The 17329-nt window shown below is 63.0% G+C and carries 19 protein-coding genes; 11 read left to right on the plus strand and 8 right to left on the minus strand.

Annotation, left to right across the window (positions count from 1 at the left end):
* Positions 1–114 precede the first annotated feature (114 nt).
* The 6 genes from rpsA to metK all read right to left on the minus strand — a co-directional run bounded on the left by rpsA (position 115) and on the right by metK (position 6442).
* A complete protein-coding gene (rpsA, locus tag G8E03_RS14535) occupies positions 115–1779 on the minus strand; it encodes a 30S ribosomal protein S1 (protein WP_240910373.1) in 1665 nt (554 codons plus the stop codon).
* A 202-nt stretch (positions 1780–1981) separates the two neighbouring features.
* Complete coding sequence (locus G8E03_RS14540; RefSeq protein ID WP_166193487.1) at positions 1982–2602, minus strand: (d)CMP kinase; 621 nt, start codon at positions 2600–2602, stop codon at positions 1982–1984.
* A 59-nt stretch (positions 2603–2661) separates the two neighbouring features.
* Complete coding sequence (locus G8E03_RS14545) at positions 2662–3066, minus strand: GFA family protein (protein WP_166193490.1); 405 nt, start codon at positions 3064–3066, stop codon at positions 2662–2664.
* Positions 3067–3075: 9 nt separating this feature from the next.
* A complete protein-coding gene (gene aroA, locus G8E03_RS14550) occupies positions 3076–4410 on the minus strand; it encodes a 3-phosphoshikimate 1-carboxyvinyltransferase (protein WP_166193493.1) in 1335 nt (444 codons plus the stop codon).
* Between the two features lie 137 nt (positions 4411–4547).
* Positions 4548–5291 (minus strand): tRNA (guanine(46)-N(7))-methyltransferase TrmB, encoded by a 744-nt coding sequence (gene trmB / locus G8E03_RS14555; protein WP_166193496.1) that lies wholly within the window; start codon positions 5289–5291, stop codon positions 4548–4550.
* Positions 5291–6442, minus strand: a complete 1152-nt coding sequence (gene metK / locus G8E03_RS14560; protein WP_166193499.1) for a methionine adenosyltransferase — start codon at positions 6440–6442, stop codon at positions 5291–5293. Before metK ends, trmB begins: the two co-directional genes overlap by 1 nt.
* A 481-nt stretch (positions 6443–6923) precedes the next feature.
* On the opposite strand from metK, the gene G8E03_RS14565 reads away from it, so the two are divergent.
* The gene (locus G8E03_RS14565; RefSeq protein ID WP_205793152.1) at positions 6924–8120 is read left to right on the plus strand and encodes a type III PLP-dependent enzyme; all 1197 of its coding nucleotides are present in this window, start codon (positions 6924–6926) and stop codon (positions 8118–8120) included.
* Positions 8121–8350: 230 nt separating this feature from the next.
* Here G8E03_RS14565 and mdh read toward each other — a convergent pair whose 3' ends face one another.
* Positions 8351–9313 carry a malate dehydrogenase gene (gene mdh, locus G8E03_RS14570; protein ID WP_166193505.1) on the minus strand — a complete coding sequence of 321 codons (963 nt, stop codon included), beginning with the start codon at positions 9311–9313 and terminating at the stop codon, positions 8351–8353.
* 253 nt (positions 9314–9566) lie between these two features.
* Here mdh and G8E03_RS14575 point away from each other — a divergent pair, with 253 nt between their 5' ends.
* On the plus strand, positions 9567–10058 hold the full coding sequence (locus G8E03_RS14575; RefSeq protein WP_205793154.1) for a response regulator: 492 nt from the start codon (positions 9567–9569) through the stop codon (positions 10056–10058).
* A 57-nt stretch (positions 10059–10115) separates the two neighbouring features.
* On the opposite strand, the gene G8E03_RS14580 is transcribed toward G8E03_RS14575, so the two are convergent.
* The gene (locus G8E03_RS14580; RefSeq protein ID WP_166193508.1) at positions 10116–10430 is read right to left on the minus strand and encodes a hypothetical protein; all 315 of its coding nucleotides are present in this window, start codon (positions 10428–10430) and stop codon (positions 10116–10118) included.
* 245 nt (positions 10431–10675) lie between these two features.
* Here G8E03_RS14580 and G8E03_RS14585 point away from each other — a divergent pair, with 245 nt between their 5' ends.
* The 9 genes from G8E03_RS14585 (at position 10676) to G8E03_RS14625 (ending at position 17243) form a co-directional block, all read left to right on the plus strand.
* Positions 10676–11533 (plus strand): HpcH/HpaI aldolase/citrate lyase family protein, encoded by an 858-nt coding sequence (locus tag G8E03_RS14585; RefSeq protein WP_166193511.1) that lies wholly within the window; start codon positions 10676–10678, stop codon positions 11531–11533.
* Between the two features lie 37 nt (positions 11534–11570).
* A complete protein-coding gene (locus tag G8E03_RS14590; RefSeq protein WP_166193514.1) occupies positions 11571–12122 on the plus strand; it encodes an NnrU family protein in 552 nt (183 codons plus the stop codon).
* A 3-nt stretch (positions 12123–12125) separates the two neighbouring features.
* A complete protein-coding gene (locus G8E03_RS14595; protein WP_166193517.1) occupies positions 12126–12329 on the plus strand; it encodes a DUF1737 domain-containing protein in 204 nt (67 codons plus the stop codon).
* The gene (locus tag G8E03_RS14600; RefSeq protein WP_166193520.1) at positions 12326–13357 is read left to right on the plus strand and encodes a MaoC family dehydratase; all 1032 of its coding nucleotides are present in this window, start codon (positions 12326–12328) and stop codon (positions 13355–13357) included. Before G8E03_RS14595 ends, G8E03_RS14600 begins: the two co-directional genes overlap by 4 nt.
* A gap of 198 nt (positions 13358–13555) precedes the next feature.
* A complete protein-coding gene (sdhC, locus tag G8E03_RS14605; RefSeq protein WP_166193523.1) occupies positions 13556–13939 on the plus strand; it encodes a succinate dehydrogenase, cytochrome b556 subunit in 384 nt (127 codons plus the stop codon).
* Between the two features lie 11 nt (positions 13940–13950).
* Positions 13951–14322, plus strand: coding sequence for a succinate dehydrogenase, hydrophobic membrane anchor protein (gene sdhD / locus G8E03_RS14610; protein WP_166193526.1), 372 nt, complete (start codon positions 13951–13953; stop codon positions 14320–14322).
* Between the two features lie 10 nt (positions 14323–14332).
* Positions 14333–16138 carry a succinate dehydrogenase flavoprotein subunit gene (gene sdhA / locus G8E03_RS14615; RefSeq protein WP_166193529.1) on the plus strand — a complete coding sequence of 602 codons (1806 nt, stop codon included), beginning with the start codon at positions 14333–14335 and terminating at the stop codon, positions 16136–16138.
* Positions 16138–16452, plus strand: a complete 315-nt coding sequence (locus tag G8E03_RS14620; RefSeq protein WP_166193532.1) for a hypothetical protein — start codon at positions 16138–16140, stop codon at positions 16450–16452. The genes sdhA and G8E03_RS14620 overlap by 1 nt, the downstream gene beginning before the upstream one ends.
* An 11-nt stretch (positions 16453–16463) precedes the next feature.
* Positions 16464–17243, plus strand: a complete 780-nt coding sequence (locus tag G8E03_RS14625) for a succinate dehydrogenase iron-sulfur subunit (protein WP_166193535.1) — start codon at positions 16464–16466, stop codon at positions 17241–17243.
* The last annotated feature ends 86 nt before the right edge of the window (positions 17244–17329 follow it).

Below are 17329 nucleotides of genomic sequence, written 5' to 3' on the forward strand. Positions count from 1 at the left end.
TTGATATGAATACTTTTAATGAATTTAACCGCGCAGGAGGTCAAATTATCCCGCATCATGAAAAAGGGCACCATTACAGATGTAATGGTGCCCTCAAATTGGCCGAAGCCAGCTTTACTCGTCGTCACGGCCTTTCAGCGCCGCGCCGAGGATGTCGCCCAGCGATGCACCAGAATCAGAGGAGCCGTACTGTTCGACAGCTTCCTTCTCTTCCGCGATCTCACGCGCCTTGATCGAGAGGCCAAGACGACGCGACGCCTTGTCGATCTGGGTGATGCGTGCATCGACCTTGTCACCGACCGAGAACCGCTCGGGGCGCTGCTCGGAGCGATCACGGCTGAGGTCGGAGCGACGGATGAAGGCCTTCATACCGTCATACTCGACCTCGATGCCGCCGTCCTCGATGGAGGTGACGTTGACGGTCACGACCTGGCCACGCTTGATGCCGTCAACGGCACCGTCGAAGCTCTCGTCCAGCGCCTTGATCGAGAGGGAGATACGCTCACGCTCGGCGTCGATCTCGGTGACCTTCGCGCGAACCATGTCGCCCTTCTTGTAGTCCTCGATCGCATCTTCGCCACGGCGATCCCAGTCGATATCGCTGAGGTGCACCATGCCGTCGATGTCGCCGTCCAGACCGATGAACAGACCGAATTCGGTGATGTTCTTGACCTCGCCCTCGACCTCGGTTCCCGGAGGATACGCGGCTTCGAAGTTCTCCCACGGGTTGCCCTGGGTCTGCTTGAGGCCGAGCGACACGCGACGCTTTGCGGTGTCGATCTCCAGCACCATGACCTCGACCTCCTGAGAGGTGGAGACGATCTTGCCCGGATGGACGTTCTTCTTGGTCCAGGACATCTCGGAAACGTGCACCAGACCCTCGACGCCCGGCTCCAGCTCCACGAATGCACCGTAGTCGGTGATGTTCGTGACGCGGCCCGTGTGACGGCTGTCGATCGGGAACTTGCTCTCGACATCATCCCACGGATCGGCCTGAAGCTGCTTCATGCCGAGCGAGATGCGCTGGGTTTCCTTGTTGATCTTGACGACCTGAACCTTGACGGACTCACCGATGTTCAGGATCTCGTTCGGGTGGTTCACACGGCGCCATGCCATGTCGGTGACGTGCAGCAGGCCGTCAACGCCGCCCAGATCGACGAATGCGCCGTACTCGGTGATGTTCTTGACCACGCCCTCGATGACGTCACCCTCGGTCAGCTTGCCGACGATCTCGGCGCGCTGCTCGGCACGCGATTCTTCCAGAACGGCACGACGCGAGACGACGATATTGCCGCGACGACGGTCCATTTTCAGGATCTGGAACGGCTGGGGCAGACCCATCAGCGGGCCGGCATCGCGCACGGGGCGCACATCGACCTGGCTGCCGGGCAGGAATGCCACGGCACCGCCCAGATCGACGGTGAAGCCGCCCTTGACGCGACCGAAGATTGCGCCCTCGACGCGCTCCTCTTTCTCGTATGCTTTCTCCAGCCGGTCCCATGCCTCTTCACGGCGGGCCTTGTCGCGGGAGATGACAGCCTCGCCACGCGCGTTCTCGACACGCTCGAGGTAGACCTCGACTTCGTCGCCGGGGGCGATTTCAGCTTCCTGGCCGGGCTGTGCGAATTCTTTCAGCTCGACACGGCCTTCCATCTTGTAGCCGATGTCGATGATGGCCTGTCCCGCTTCGATCGCGATGACAGTCCCTTTGACGACGGTTCCCTCTTCGGGGGTCGTCAACTCGAAGCTCTCGTTCAACAGGGCTTCGAAATCTTCCATACTTGTTTGAGTAGCCATACTGGCGCAGTCTCCTAAAGGTCGATTTTCACGGGCCTGGCGGTTGGTTCCGCCGGTCTTTGAGGTTGATGCCGCATCAGGCCGGACCGAGCCGCGAACCCGCGAAGGGGATTCGCACTCAGGACGGAGTCCGAGCGACGGGCGCGTCTATACGCTTTTCAGACAGGATAGGCAAGGCGACGGCTCAGCGCGCGGCCTGTACCCGCGCGATAGCCTGCGCCACGGCGGCGTCGATCGACATCAGGGTGGTGTCGAAAACCAGGGCATCCGGGGCCGGTTTCATCGGCGCGGTGTCGCGGGATTCGTCACGCCGGTCCCTCTCCCGCAGATCGGACAGAACCTGTTCCAGCGTCAGATCGGGTCGGGCGACGACCAGTTCCGCGTGACGGCGGCGGGCGCGTTCCTCATCCGAAGCGGTGACGAACAGCTTCACCTCCGCCTCCGGGCAGACGACCGTGCCGATATCGCGCCCGTCCAGGACCGCACCGCCATCGCGCCGGGCAAAGGCATGTTGCCAGTCCAGTAACGCCTTGCGCACCGCCGGCATTGCCGCCACGACCGAGGCCGCCTGCCCCGCATCGCCGGTGCGCAGATCGTCCCGCGCCAGATCCGCATCGGTCAGGGTGCGGGCCGCACGCTCCGCCACGGTCGGCTCCAACCCGCCCAAAGCCAGGGCGCGCGCGCCGGTCGCGCGGTACAGCAGGCCGGTGTCCAAATGCGCAAATCCAAAATGCGCTGCGACCGCGCGGGCGATCGTTCCCTTTCCTGCGGCGGCGGGGCCGTCGATAGCGATTGTAAAGCTCACGAAATCCTCCCGCTTCGTCCCTATCACGTTGGCCTGAAGCGCCATCCGTCAAGGGGGTATTACTTCGTCGTCATTCCATCGTCACCCTGTGGATAGGTCGGCAGATCGTCGCAGATGTCGTAGTAGTCGCCCTTGTCCGCCACGAAGATATGACCGCGCAGACGCAGACCCGTGGTTCCGTCCAGCGTCCCCGCCCAGATCGAGACCCTCTCACCGCCCCCGTCCCAGAACATCGCCGATCCGCAATCGCGGCAAAACCCGCGCCGCGCCGTGTCGGAGCTGGAATACCACTTCACATCGCCCGCGATGCGCAGATCATCCCGCGCGGCGGAGGTCGCGGCACCGTAATGGCCCGAAGTCTTGCGGCACTGCTTGCAGTGGCAGGCGACGACCGGTCGCAAGGGGCCGTTGACCTGATATTTCACCGCACCGCACAGGCAGCTTCCGTGATGGCGTTCACTCATCTCGCGCCCTCAATCGTTGTGACGCCGGAACGACGCCCCCAGTTTTTCCATTAATGGCAGGAAGTTCGGAAAGCTCGTCTCCACCACCGTCGCGTCGTCGATGCGCACCGGCTTCTGCGTGGCCATGCCCAGACAGAAGAAACTCATCGCGATGCGGTGGTCCAGACGGGTGCCAACGGTGGCACCGCCCGGAACCTTGCCGCCCATGCCATGCACGGTAAAGCTGTCCTCGGTTTCCTCGACCCTGACGCCGCAAGCCTCCAGACCGCGGGCCATGGCGTCGATGCGATCGGATTCCTTGACGCGCAATTCCTTGACGCCGTGCATGACGGTCACCCCCTCGGCCAGGGCTGCCACGACGGAGAGGATGGGGTATTCGTCGATCATGCTCGCCGCCCGCTCCGGCGGAACCTCGATCCCCTTCATCGGGCCGAAACGTGCACGCAGATCGGCGACCGGCTCGCCGCCTTCCTCACGCGCATTCTCGAATGTCAGATCGGCACCCATTTCACGCAGAGTGGTATACAGCCCCGCCCGCGTCGGATTCAGCCCGATGCCCGGCACCAGCACGTCCGACCCCTCGCAGATCAGCGCGGCGCAGACGGGAAACGCGGCGGAGGACGGATCGCGCGGCACGGCGATGACCTGCGGTTTCAGCTCCGGCTGTCCCTTGAGCGTGATGACCAGCCCGTCCGTCTCAACCTGCGCACCGAACCCGCGCAGCATCCGCTCGGTATGATCGCGGGTCGCCTCGATTTCCTCGACGATGGTGTCGCCGGGGGCGTTCAGGCCAGCCAGCAGGACGGCGGATTTCACCTGAGCGGAGGGCACCGGCACCTTGTAGCGAACGGGCGCGGGGTTCGTGGCCCCAACCAACGTCAGCGGCAACCGCCCGCCCGAACGCCCGTGCGCCACCGCGCCGAACAGGGCCAGCGGATCGGTCACGCGGCCCATCGGGCGGGAGCGCAGGCTGGCATCGCCGGTAAAGGTCGTGGCAAAATCATGGGTCGCGACCGTGCCCATCAGCAGTCGCACGCCGGTGCCGGAATTGCCGCAATCGATCACGTCCGCAGGTTCAGAAAAGCCACCGACACCGACGCCATGGATCGACCATTCGCCCTGCCCGTGCCGGATCACCTCCGCGCCCAGCGCCCGCATTGCCTTGGCCGTGTCCAGCACGTCTGCCCCCTCCAGCAAGCCGGTCACCTTCGTTTCCCCAACAGCCATCGCGCCGAAGATCAGCGAGCGATGCGAGACAGACTTGTCACCCGGAATTTCGGCACTGCCGTTGAGGGTGGCACCGGGCACGGCGCTCATCGGACGGGGTTCACCGGTATGGGACATGGGGACTCCTGATTGACTGCGCCCGATATAGCCCGTGGCGCGGCGACGCGGCAGGCCAAAAACACTCCCGAGCTGGCATTTTTGCCAAATCAGTGCCAGCCCGTTACCAGATCGGGGCCAGCCCGGGGCCAGACAGGTCAGACGCGGCGAAAGGTAAGGTAGTGCGGCACGCGATCCTCTCGGATTGCCTTCGCCTCGTAGCGGGTGCGCGTCCAGTCGGACCAGGGTTCGCGCCAATCGGCAGGCCCCTCCGCCAGCCATTCGAATTCCGGCATCTTGCGCACAACGTCCAATGTGTGGCGAACGTAGTCGGGAATATCCGTCGCGACGCGCAAATGCGCCCCGGATTTCAGGGCACGGGCCAACGCGGTGAAGTTCTCGACACTGGCGAAGCGGCGGCGGTGGTGCCGCGTTTTGGGCCACGGATCGGGATACAGCAGGAACGCGCGGTCCAGGCTGCCCTCGGGCAGGACTTCCAAGAGATCGCGGGCATCGCCAGCGTGGATGCGCACATTGTCCAGCAGATCGTCGCGCATCTTGCTCATCAACTGCGCCACGCCGTTGATATAGGGCTCACACCCGATGATGCCCACGCCTGGATTCGATCCGGCCTGATGGAACATGTGCTCCCCCGCGCCGAAGCCGATTTCCAGCCAGACCGGCGCGTCACGCCCGAACAGGTCGGTCAGGTCGATGGGCGTGCGGTCGGGGTTATCCTCACGCGTGACACCCTGCGGCGCGATCTCGGCCAGGGTCACGTCCATGTCGTGCGCCTGCGCGGCGCGCAGCTTCTTGCCGTGGCGGCGACCGTAGAAGTTGCGCCACTCGGTCCCATCCTCACGAACGGGACCGATGCCGGGTGTCGGAGACTTCTTCGGCATCAGAGCGCGAGCTTCAGCGCTTCGACCAGATCGGTACGCTCCCACGAGAAACCGCCATCCGCATCGGGTTCACGTCCGAAATGGCCATAGGCCGCCGTGCGCTGATAGATGGCGCGGTTCAGGCCCAACTGTTGGCGGATACCCTTTGGCGTCAGGTCCATGACTTCCGCCACCGCGGCCTCGATCGCGCTCTCGTCCACGGTGCCGGTGCCGTAGGTATCGACATAGATCGACAGCGGTGCCGCGACGCCGATGGCATAGCTCAGCTGTAGGGTACAGCGTTCCGCCAGCCCTGCCGCGACGACGTTCTTCGCCAGATAGCGGGCGGCATAGGCGGCGGAGCGATCTACCTTCGTCCAGTCCTTGCCGGAAAAGGCACCGCCCCCGTGAGGCGCGGCCCCGCCGTAAGTGTCCACGATGATCTTGCGCCCCGTAAGGCCAGCGTCGCCATCGGGCCCGCCGATCACGAACTTGCCGGTGGGGTTCACGTGCCAGACCGTCTTGGGCGTGAGCCACCCCTCAGGCAGAACCTCGCGGATATAAGGCTCGACCACCTCACGCACATCGGCGCTGGTCATCGCATGATCCATGTGCTGCGTGGACAGGACGATCGACGAGACATCCACGGGCTTTCCATGCTCATACCGCACGGAAAGCTGGGATTTCGCGTCGGGACCCAGTACGGCCGCCTCGCCCGATTTGCGGACCTCGGCCAGACGCTTGAGGATCGCGTGCGAATACTGGATCGGCGCGGGCATCAGTGCGTCGGTCTCCCGGCAGGCATATCCGAACATGATGCCCTGATCACCCGCGCCGTCGGTATCGACACCTTGCGCGATATGCGTGGACTGTTCGTGCAGCAGGTTGGTGACTTCCATCGTCTCCCAGTGGAAACCGTCCTGCTCGTATCCGATGCCTTTCACAGTTTCGCGCGCGATCTGCTCGATCCGGCGCATGACATTTTCCGGGCCACGCACCTCACCGCCGATGACAATGCGGTTCGTGGTGGCAAAGGTCTCACATGCAACGCGCGAGAATGGCTCCTCCGCCAGAAATGCATCGAGGATCGCATCCGAGATCTGATCGCAGACCTTGTCGGGATGGCCCTCGGATACGGATTCCGAAGTAAAGGTGTAGTTCTGGCGTGTCATGTGAAAGCGCTCCGAATTAAACTGTACAGCTCGCAGAAGCAGGAAGCCGCCGCATACGAACCGAAGACCCAACGGGCCCCAAAGGTCGGGTGTCACCTTTTAAAATGAAAAACGCAATCGGAATTTGGCGTGCGTAGCCCTGCGCGCCCCCCTGCCCGACAGCCCCTTTCGATGCGTTCCACCGGCCCCGACAGACATCCGGATTCGCGCCCAAGGGGGGTGGACCTGCGGAATTCATCCGCTGTACGACTGCGAAAATCCGCATTTTTCGACTTCTGAACAGGTATTTGATGATATGCGCAAAATTAATTTGGCGGCACGGCAATTTTTTTCTTTTCACAGCGGCGAAAGCATCCTAAATCCCCGTTCAGACGCCAACGCACGCGCCTCTGGCACGGCATTTTCGCACGGTTACGCAGCGACGGTAACGTCTCCCTTGGAAGTGAGCGGTCATATATGGCCGGGTCTATTGGAGATGACCATGAACGCTTTTGTAACCGACCTTTCCGGTCGCACCCGTACCTCTGCCCACTCCTTCTCGGAGATGGCCGTCAGCACCCGTGTCGAGCAATTCATTGCCGCAAACCAGTTCGACAAGCCGACGCTGGTTCTGGATACCGATGTGGTCGAGCGGAACTTCCTCGCCCTGCGCGCGGGTCTGGGTCATGCCCGCATCCATTACGCCGTAAAGGCGAACCCGGATCGTGCGATCCTGTCCCGTCTGGTCGCGCTCGGCTCTGGCTTCGACGCTGCATCACGTGGCGAGATCGAGCAGTGCCTGGCACTGGGCGCCGCGCCTCAGGACATTTCCTTTGGCAACACCGTCAAGCGGGCCTCCGACATCGCGTTCGCGCATGGCGCGGGCATCGACCTGTTCGCCGCCGACGCAGAGGAAGAGCTGGAGAAGATCGCCGAGCACGCGCCCGCCGCGCAGGTCTATATCCGCCTGATCGTCGATGCGTCCGAGGCCGACTGGCCGCTCAGCCGCAAGTTCGGCTGCGCCCGTGACAAGGCGATTGCGCTGTTGGACATGGCGCGCGAACTGGGGCTGAAGCCCGTAGGCTTCTCGTTCCATGTTGGCTCGCAAACCCGCAAGTCATCCATGTGGCGCACCACGCTGGACCAGATCGCGGAGATCTGGGCCGAGGCCCTGCGGGCAGGTCACGCGCTCAGCCTGCTCAACATCGGCGGCGGCTTCCCGGCATTCTATGGCGATGCGATCGAGGATCCGACTTCCTACGCCGCATCGGTGATGGATGAGATCGCGCAGCGTTTCGGCCCGGTCGCACATATCATGGCGGAGCCCGGCCGCGGTCTGGTGGCGGAGGCCGGCGCAATCGCTGCCGAAGTTCTGCTGGTCAGCCGCAAGTCCGACAACGACATGCACCGTTGGGTCTATCTGGACATCGGCAAGTTCTCGGGCCTGGCCGAGACCATCGATGAGGCCATCCGTTACCAGTTCATCACCGGCCGCGATCATGAACAGACCGGCCCGTGCATCCTGGCCGGCCCGTCCTGCGACAGCGCCGACGTGCTGTATGAAAAGCGCCCGGTCAACCTGCCGCTGGGCCTGCGCTCCGGCGACAAGGTGATCATCCGCAATTGCGGTGCCTATACCTCGACCTATTCGTCGGTCGGCTTCAACGGCTTCCCGCCGCTGGATGTCGTGGTCATCTGACCCCACCGGGCGGCAACAACCCTGCACTGTGGAGCGCGCCATCCTACGCGCTCCTGCACGGCTCCGTTCCAACCGAAACGACCCGACCGCCACACGCGACCGGGTCGTTTTCGTCTGCCCATCACTTTCGACAAATATCCCCGCCGGAGGCCCCTGCACTTCAAGAATACCCGGCAACGAAAAGGCCCCCGGCGTGAACCGGAGACCTCAAATCGACTGTGTCGATCAAATCAGGCGAGCGAACCGTCGATGTCCTGACACGCCTTGACCAGACCTTTGACGGCATTGACCGAGTTCTGGAACATCTCCATCTCGGCATCGTCCATCTTGATCTCGACCACACGCTCGATGCCGCCGGCACCGATCACGGTCGGAACGCCGACATACATGTCGTCGAGGCCATAGGCGCCGGACACGTGTGCTGCGGCGGGCAGCACGCGCTTTTGATCCTTGAGGTATGCCTCGGCCATCTGCACGGCGGATGCGGCGGGCGCATAGAACGCGGAGCCGGTCTTGAGCAAGCCGACGATTTCCGCGCCGCCGTCACGGGTACGCTGAACGATCGCGTCCAGCTTGTCCTGCGTGGTCCAGCCCATTTGCACTAGGTCGGGCAACGGAATGCCCGCGACCGTGGAATAGCGGGTCAGCGGCACCATGGTGTCGCCATGGCCGCCCAGCACGAAGGCCGTGACATCCTTGACTGAAACGTTGAATTCATCCGCGAGGAAGTGGCGGAAGCGTGCGGAATCCAGAACGCCCGCCATGCCCACGACTTTCTCGGTCGGCAGGCCAGAGAATTTCTGAAGCGCCCAGACCATCGCGTCCAGCGGGTTCGTGATGCAGATCACGAAGGCGTTCGGCGCGTGGGCGGCGATGCCCTCACCCACCGATTTCATGACCTTGAGGTTGATGCCCAGCAGGTCGTCACGGCTCATCCCAGGCTTGCGCGCCACACCGGCGGTGACGATGCAGACATCGGCCCCCGCGATTTCGGAATAGTCGTTCGCGCCGCTCATCGCCGCGTCGAACCCATCGACAGGCGCGCTTTCCGCGATGTCGAGCGCTTTGCCCTGGGGCGTGCCCTCGGCGATGTCGAACAGGATCACGTCGCCCAGTTCCTTCAGCGCCAGCAAGTGTGCCAGCGTGCCGCCGATCTGTCCCGCTCCGATTAGTGCAATCTTGGCTCTCGCCATATCGAGTCTCCCTTGGCCAGTAAGGTTTGGCGTTTGCCTAGCGCCAAACATGATGCACTGCAAGAATTGCCTGTCCCCGACGGCTCCGCGCAATGCCTTAGAACCGGCACCTTGCAGGAAACCGTCACATTGTCCGGGAACAGGCTCGATATCTTAATCAGATGGTCATGAGTTTGGTCACAGATGGGCCCAGACGCTGCGTGGCAATCACGCCGCAATTCGCAAGATATCACTTCTGAATAGGATATGAGCCATGCGCCTGCCCACTCTCCCTTCGCTGGCCCGGGCTTCGCTGGTTCGGGTTTTCAGCCCCGCCGATGGCGGCCTCAGCCTTTCATCCGGTCGTTCATCCGACACGCCATGCGTAGACATGCTCACCGGACGCAGGGTTCTGATCGTGGAGGATGAGGGGCTGCTGGCCCTCGATCTGGAATTTGCGCTGATCGACGCAGGCGCCACCGTGATGGGCCCGGTGATTCAGGTGGATGAGGGGTTGACGCTGATGGCCACCGAAACCGGCCCTATCGACGCGGCGATCCTCGACCTCGACCTGAGGGGGCAGCCATCCTATCCCCTCGCCGATTGCCTGATCGAACGCGGTGTCCCGTTCGTCTTCCATACCGGCCACGGGCGTGAGGCAGACCTGCGCGCGCGCTATGGCACCGACATCCAGGTCTTCGCCAAACCCTCGCGGATCGAGGGGGTGATCGCCGCGCTGGCGGAATTGATCGCAAACCGAAGCTGAAGGCGAGTGGCGCGGGCGATTCCCGCTTTTGTACGGACCTGAACTGAGGCCAGTGCGCTAGCTTTCCAGATCCGTCGCGGGCGGACCAGGGTTCGGGGTAAAGTGCTCGCCCGCCGCCAGCAGGCAGGTTCGCCCGTTCGGCAGAGTCAACGTCACCGTCCATGATCCGGTCCGGTCGGACGCGTAGACCTCCACGATTCCCCGATTGTCGAGCGCCATGGCCCGTCGGGTTTCACCGAACTGCTCGGTCAACGTTCGAATCGTCTGGTTCCGCACGCCGCATTCGTCCGCTTGCGCCTGCACGTCGGCGGCAAAAATGCCGGCGGCGAACAGAACAATAGAACTGGCGAGGACTTTATTGAAAAGGGTCATGCAATATCCTTTCGACCCCGCAAATCGGGGTGCGCTGAAATCGGCTCGGGTTGGGAAGGGCCGCGGAAATACACGGCTTGCAGACCATGTTGCGCTGATTTGGTTAACGGCCGGTTACCATCGCCCGTGATGCCGATAGATTAAGGCGCGACCATGGGTCCAGATGAAATATTGTTGCGTGACCTCTTGCGCTATGTGCTGCCGCAGGTATGTTGCGGCGCAACGCAATTCGTCCGGACAGTCCCATGAACCATCGCCCCCGCCGCTCCGTCCTCTACATGCCCGGCTCGAAGTCGCGCGCCCTGGATAAGGCCGCGACGCTGCCGGCGGACGCCCTCATCCTCGATTTGGAGGATGCCGTTTCCCCCGCGGAAAAATCCGCGGCCCGCGATCTGGTCTGCGAGGCGGTGAAGTCCCGCCCGTTCGGCCCGCGTGAGGTTATCGTGCGCATCAATGGCGCCCAGACGGAATGGGGCGAAGCCGATCTGGCCGCCGCCGCCGAGGCCCGCCCCGATGCGATTCTGCTGCCCAAGGTCGAAAGCCCCGACGACATCGCCAAGGCGCGGGCTGTCGCGGGTGATATTGCGATCTGGGCGATGATGGAAACGCCGCGCGGCCTGCTGAACGCTGACGCGATCGCCGCCGCGCCCGGTCTGGCCTGCATGGTCATGGGCACGAACGATCTGGCCAAGGAACTGCATGCCAGTCACATTCTCGGTCGCACACCGATGATCGCCTCGCTCGGCCTTGCCCTGCTGGCTGCGCGGGCGCATGGCCTCGCCATAATCGACGGGGTCTACAACGCCTTCAAGGATGATGAGGGGTTGCGGGTCGAGTGTGAGCAGGGCCGTGACATGGGCTTTGATGGAAAGACGTTGATCCATCCCGCCCAGCTGGCCGTGACAAACGAGGTGTTTGGCCCCTCGCCCGACGCGCTGGAGGAGGCGCGCGCCCAGATCGCGGCCTTTGAGCAGACCGAGGCATCCGGCGGCGGCGTCGCCGTGGTCAACGGGCGGATCGTCGAGAATCTGCACGTCGAAAATGCCCGCCGCCTGCTGGCGGAGGCGGACGCAATCGCGACATTGGAAGAGGCGGCGCGCTAGGCTATCCTCCACCAGCTTTCGCCAATCGGAGTTCGAGATGTCGTTTTTTATCCTGATTCTCGGTGTCGCCCTGTGGTGGGGCGGACATCTGTTCAAGCGTATCGCCCCTGATGCCCGCGCCCGTATGGGAAAGGGTGGCAAGGGCATTGTCGCCGCTGTGCTGGGCGTCTCGATCCTGCTGATGATCTTTGGTTATCGCGGAACCGAGTTCATTCCCGTCTGGTTCCCGCCGGCGTGGACCGTGCACCTCAACAACCTGATGATGCTGATCGCGATCTTTCTGCTGGGCGCGGGAAGTTCCAAGGGCCGCGCCCGGACGTGGTTTCGCCACCCGATGCTGATCGGCTTCACGATCTGGACCGTGGCGCACCTGCTGGTGAACGGTGATCTGGCCGCGATCGTGCTATTCGGCGGGCTGGGCCTGTGGTCGCTGACCTCTATATTCGTGATTAACCGCGCGACGCCGGAATGGCATCGCCCCCCGGCGGGGGCTGTCGGTGGCGACGTGCGGCTGGTTGTGATCACACTCGTCGTGTTTGCCGTGATAGCGGGCATCCACTCCATTTTCGTTTGGCCATTTCCGGGGTAAACCATGATCGCCTACAGACTTTTGACCCATGAGGATTCCTCCGCCTTCTGTCACAAGGTGACCGAGGCGCTGAGCAAGGGGTGGAGCCTCTACGGTGACCCGACCTACGCCTTCGATGCGGGCAAGGGCGTGATGATGTGCGGTCAGGCAGTGACCAAGGAGGTCGCGGGCGACTATGATCCGGACAAGAGGCTGGGCCAACTATGAAGACGAATGCAGGCCGCTTCTTTGAGGATTACCGCGTCGGTGACACCATCGTACACGCGATCCCGCGCACCGTCGGATCGGGGGAGCGGGCGCTGTACCATGCTCTGTATCCGGCGCGCCACGCGCTCTCTTCCGCCGACAGTTTCGCACAGGGTTGCGGCCTGCCCGCCAGCCCGCTGGACGATCTGATCGTGTTCCACACCGTGTTCGGCAAGTCGGTGCCCGATATCTCGCTGAACGCTGTGGCGAATCTGGGCTATGCCGAGGCCCGCTTTCATCGCCCCGTCTGGCCCGGGGACACGCTGGCCTCACGCTCGACTGTGATCGGGGTAAAGCAGAACTCCAACGGCAAGACCGGTGTGGTCTGGGTGCACACCGAGGGGCACAACCAGCACGGCGATCTGGTGCTGGATTTCAAACGCTGGGTGATGCTGCGTAAACGCGATCTGGATGCACCCGCCCCAGAAACTGTCGTGCCCGAACTGTCGGATGCGGTGGCCCCCGGGTCGCTGCACGTTCCACACGGCCTGGACTTCAGCCGCTACGACACGGTTGCTGCCGGGTCACCGCATAGGTGGAGCGATTATGAGGTGGGTGAGAAAATCGACCATGTCGATGGCGTCACCATCGAGGAAGCCGAGCACATGCTCGCCACCCGCCTGTGGCAAAACACCGCCAAGGTTCATTTCGATGCCACCAATCGCGAGGACGGCCGCCGCCTGATCTATGGCGGGCACGTCATCAGCATGGCCCGCACGCTCAGCTTCAACGGCCTTGCCAATGCGCAGATGATGGTGGCCATCAATGCTGGTGCCCACGCGAATCCGTGCTTTGCCGGCGATACAGTCCGCGCCTGGTCCGAGGTTCTGGACAAGGCCGATACCGACGCCGCCGGTGTCGGGGCGTTGCGCCTGCGTCTGGTTGCCACGAAGGGGGACAGCGGCGCGCTTCCATTGCGTGACGAGGCGGGAAAATATCGTCCCGACGTGCTGCTCGATCTGGACTATTGGGCGGTAATGCCGAAGTAGAGCAGCAGTCCGAACCACGTGATCACACGAAATATTTTGTGATCACACATGCACCCACTGCGGCAGAATAGACGTGGAAATCCTCGAAAGCCGGCGAATCCGCTCTTTGGCTTGGGATAGAACTGTTCTAGGTTGTCGCTCAATAGCCCCGATTGCAGGGCTTCGACCAATTCTGCCGTGACTATCCTTGGAGGACCTATGGCCGACGTGAACCGGGGCAACCGCCCGCTTTCACCGCATCTGAGCATTTACAAGCCTCAGCTGACCTCGATCACATCCATCCTGACGCGGATCACCGGAAACGCCTTGCTGGTGGCGGCGCTGATGATTGTCTGGTGGTTTCTCGCCCTGGCCGCCGGGCCCGAGGCGTATGAAAACGCAAGCTGGTGGATCACGTCCTTCGTTGGCGACCTGATCATGCTCGGGTCGGTCTGGGCGCTGTGGTATCACTATCTGGCCGGCCTGCGGCACCTGTATTGGGATACCGGACGCGGGCTGGATATCGAAACAGCCGAGAATCTGGGCAAGGCCTGCATCATCGGCTCGTTCGTGCTCACCCTTTTGACGATCATCGTGGTTTGAGGAGAGACACCATGGATTTCCGTACAGACCGCCAGCGGGTCGAGGGCCTCGGCTCCGCCAGATCCGGAACTGACCACCACTGGAAGATGACGCTGTCCTCGATCGCGCTGGTCATTCTGGTGCCGCTGTTCATCTTTACCTTCGGCGCGACGCTGGGCTCGGATTACGAGACGGCGCTGGCCACCTATTCCCGCCCCTTCCCGGCGATCGTCGCGATCCTGACGCTGGGCGTCGGCTGGATGCACTTCAAGGGCGGCGTTCAGGTGCTGATCGAGGATTACACCCAGGGCGGAACGCGCACCGCGCTGATCGTTGCCACGACCTGCCTGAGCTATGCCGCTGCTGCCGCTGGCATCTTCGCCATCGTCACCATCGCGCTCTGAGAGGACCGACATGTCTGCTTACGAATTTACTGATCACGTTTACGATGTCGTCGTCGTCGGGGCCGGCGGCGCCGGTCTGCGCGCGACGCTGGGTATGGCCGAACAGGGCCTGCGCACCGCTTGTATCTCCAAGGTTTTTCCCACCCGCTCCCACACGGTTGCGGCACAGGGCGGCATCGCCGCCTCGCTGGGCAACATGGGGCCGGACTCGTGGCAATGGCACCTGTACGACACCGTGAAGGGGTCGGACTGGCTGGGCGACACGGACGCCATGGAATACCTCGCACGTGAGGCGCCCAAGGCGGTTTACGAGCTGGAACATTACGGCGTTCCCTTCTCCCGCACCGAGGAGGGCAAAATCTATCAGCGGCCCTTTGGCGGTCACACGACCGAGTTCGGTGAAGGCCCCCCGGTGCAGCGCACCTGCGCCGCCGCCGACCGGACCGGTCACGCGATCCTGCACACGCTCTATGGACAGTCCCTCAAGCAGCAGGCCGAATTCTACATCGAGTATTTCGCCACCGATCTGATCATGTCCGAGGACGGCGTGTGTCAGGGCGTCATCGCGTGGAAGCTGGACGACGGCACGATGCACCGGTTCTCGGCCAAGACGGTGGTTCTGGCCACGGGCGGCTATGGCCGTGCCTACTTCTCCGCGACCTCCGCGCACACATGCACGGGCGATGGCGGCGGCATGGTCGCCCGTCAGGGCCTGCCACTTCAGGATATGGAGTTCGTCCAGTTCCACCCGACCGGCATCTACGGCGCAGGCTGCCTGATCACCGAGGGGGCACGCGGCGAGGGTGGCTATCTGACCAACTCCGAGGGTGAGCGGTTCATGGAACGCTATGCCCCGACCTACAAGGATCTCGCCTCGCGTGACGTGGTATCGCGCTGCATGACGATGGAAATCCGTGAGGGTCGCGGCGTCGGCAAGGACAGCGACCACATTCACCTGCACCTGGATCACCTGCCGGCCGAGGCGCTGGCCGAGCGGTTGCCCGGCATCTCCGAATCTGCGCGCATCTTCGCTGGTGTGGACGTGACGAAGGAGCCTATCCCGGTTCTGCCGACCGTGCATTACAACATGGGCGGCATTCCCACGAACTATTGGGGTGAGGTGCTGAACCCCACCGCCGACAATCCGGACGCCACCGTGCCCGGCCTGATGGCCGTGGGTGAGGCCGGTTGTGCCAGCGTACACGGGGCGAACCGCCTCGGCTCCAACTCGCTGATCGACCTCGTGGTGTTCGGCCGCGCCGCCGCGATCAAGGCGGGCAAAGTCGTGGACCCCAACGCCGCTAACCCGGACATGAACCCCGCCAGCGTCGAAAAGGCGATGGAACGTTTCGACACCCTTCGCAACGCCAGCGGCGCGACGCCGACAGCCGAATTGCGCCTCGATATGCAAAAGGCGATGCAGGCCGACGCCGCCGTGTTCCGCACGGACAAGACCCTGGCAGAGGGGGTCGAGAAGATGACCGCCATCGCCGGTCGTCTGTCCGACGTGAAGGTGACGGACCGTTCGATGATCTGGAACTCCGACCTGATGGAGACGCTGGAGCTTGCCAACCTGATGCCGAACGCGCTGGCCACGGTTGTGGCTGCCGAGGCGCGCAAGGAATCGCGTGGCGCCCACGCGCACGAGGATTATCCAGATCGTAACGACGCGGAATGGCGCGTGCACTCGCTGGCGGTCGTGGACAACGCAAACGTCACGCTGAACACCCGGCCCGTGCATCTCGACCCGCTGTCCACGCAGGAAGAGGGCGGCATCGACCTGGCGAAAATCGCGCCGAAAAAGAGGGTCTATTGATGCGTATTGCAGCGCTGATTGCTCTTACGCTGATGTCGGCTTGTAGTCTGGTCGACGACAATGTCAGCCGCATGGAGCGGATCGAGGCCGAAGCCACCGCCGAGGCCGTCGCCGACGATGTGGTCACTGAACCCGCGGCGGAGGTCATCGCCGATTGCGTGGTTGAGAACGCCACCGACGGTGAGCTGCGCACACTTGCGGCCCTGAACAACACCGATCCGGCGATCGGCGGTGAGGAACGCGTCGCCGCTGTGGTGGGGCGGACCGATACCGTGGAATGCATCGCGCAAACCGACGCCCGTCCGATCGACTGAGGAGAACACAAATGGTAGAATTCACACTTCCCAAGAACTCCCGCGTGACTGTCGGCAAGACCTGGCCGAAGCCTGCCGGGGCCACGAATTTGCGCAAGCTCAAGATCTATCGCTGGGATCCCGACACGGGTGAGAATCCGCGCACCGACACCTACTTCATCGATCAGGACGATTGCGGCCCGATGATCCTGGACGCGCTGATCAAGATCAAGAACGAGATTGATCCGACCCTGACCTTCCGCCGCTCCTGCCGGGAGGGGATCTGCGGCTCCTGCGCAATGAATATCGGCGGCATCAACACGCTCGCCTGTATCTATGGTCTGGATGAGGTGAAGGGCGATATCGCGATCTATCCTCTGCCCCACATGCCCGTGGTCAAGGATCTGATCCCGGATCTGACGATGTTCTACGCCCAGCACGCCAGCATCATGCCGTGGTTGGAGACGAAGACCAATCGCCCCGCCAAGGAATGGCGTCAGTCCATCGAGGATCGCAAGAAACTCGATGGTCTGTACGAATGCGTGATGTGCGCCAGCTGCTCGACCGCGTGCCCGTCCTATTGGTGGAACGGTGATCGCTACCTCGGTCCGGCGGCGCTGCTGCACGCCTATCGCTGGATCATCGACAGCCGGGATGAGGCAACAGGCGAGCGGCTGGATCAGCTTGAGGATCCGTTCAAGCTGTACCGCTGCCACACGATCATGAACTGCACCAAGACCTGCCCCAAGGGCCTGAACCCGGCGAAATCCATCGCCGCGATCAAGGAGATGATGCGCGAACGCCGCGTCTGATCGCAAATTCTCAGCTGCGCACGGCCCCGCCCTCCCTACAGGTGCGGGGCCGTTTTCGTCTTCGCGCTTGCTCGTGCTATCTGATG

This window comes from Pontivivens nitratireducens (genome assembly GCF_011290545.1).
In the GTDB taxonomy this organism is placed as follows: Bacteria; Pseudomonadota; Alphaproteobacteria; order Rhodobacterales; family Rhodobacteraceae; genus Pontivivens; species Pontivivens nitratireducens.

Bases quoted from the DNA above. Each gene is read 5' to 3' on its own strand.
- G8E03_RS14595 (WP_166193517.1), top strand. From the start codon at position 12,126: ATGATCGCCTACAGACTTTTGACCCATGAGGATTCCTCCGCCTTCTGT.
- G8E03_RS14590 (WP_166193514.1), top strand. From the start codon at position 11,571: ATGTCGTTTTTTATCCTGATTCTCGGTGTCGCCCTGTGGTGGGGCGGA.
- mdh (WP_166193505.1), bottom strand. From the start codon at position 9,313: ATGGCGAGAGCCAAGATTGCACTAATCGGAGCGGGACAGATCGGCGGC.
- metK (WP_166193499.1), bottom strand. From the start codon at position 6,442: ATGACACGCCAGAACTACACCTTTACTTCGGAATCCGTATCCGAGGGC.
- G8E03_RS14545 (WP_166193490.1), bottom strand. From the start codon at position 3,066: ATGAGTGAACGCCATCACGGAAGCTGCCTGTGCGGTGCGGTGAAATAT.
- G8E03_RS14625 (WP_166193535.1), top strand. From the start codon at position 16,464: ATGGTAGAATTCACACTTCCCAAGAACTCCCGCGTGACTGTCGGCAAG.
- G8E03_RS14620 (WP_166193532.1), top strand. From the start codon at position 16,138: ATGCGTATTGCAGCGCTGATTGCTCTTACGCTGATGTCGGCTTGTAGT.
- sdhC (WP_166193523.1), top strand. From the start codon at position 13,556: ATGGCCGACGTGAACCGGGGCAACCGCCCGCTTTCACCGCATCTGAGC.
- G8E03_RS14580 (WP_166193508.1), bottom strand. From the start codon at position 10,430: ATGACCCTTTTCAATAAAGTCCTCGCCAGTTCTATTGTTCTGTTCGCC.
- sdhD (WP_166193526.1), top strand. From the start codon at position 13,951: ATGGATTTCCGTACAGACCGCCAGCGGGTCGAGGGCCTCGGCTCCGCC.
- G8E03_RS14600 (WP_166193520.1), top strand. From the start codon at position 12,326: ATGAAGACGAATGCAGGCCGCTTCTTTGAGGATTACCGCGTCGGTGAC.
- aroA (WP_166193493.1), bottom strand. From the start codon at position 4,410: ATGTCCCATACCGGTGAACCCCGTCCGATGAGCGCCGTGCCCGGTGCC.
- trmB (WP_166193496.1), bottom strand. From the start codon at position 5,291: ATGCCGAAGAAGTCTCCGACACCCGGCATCGGTCCCGTTCGTGAGGAT.
- G8E03_RS14585 (WP_166193511.1), top strand. From the start codon at position 10,676: ATGAACCATCGCCCCCGCCGCTCCGTCCTCTACATGCCCGGCTCGAAG.
- G8E03_RS14575 (WP_205793154.1), top strand. From the start codon at position 9,567: ATGCGCCTGCCCACTCTCCCTTCGCTGGCCCGGGCTTCGCTGGTTCGG.
- rpsA (WP_240910373.1), bottom strand. From the start codon at position 1,779: ATGGAAGATTTCGAAGCCCTGTTGAACGAGAGCTTCGAGTTGACGACC.
- sdhA (WP_166193529.1), top strand. From the start codon at position 14,333: ATGTCTGCTTACGAATTTACTGATCACGTTTACGATGTCGTCGTCGTC.
- G8E03_RS14565 (WP_205793152.1), top strand. From the start codon at position 6,924: ATGAACGCTTTTGTAACCGACCTTTCCGGTCGCACCCGTACCTCTGCC.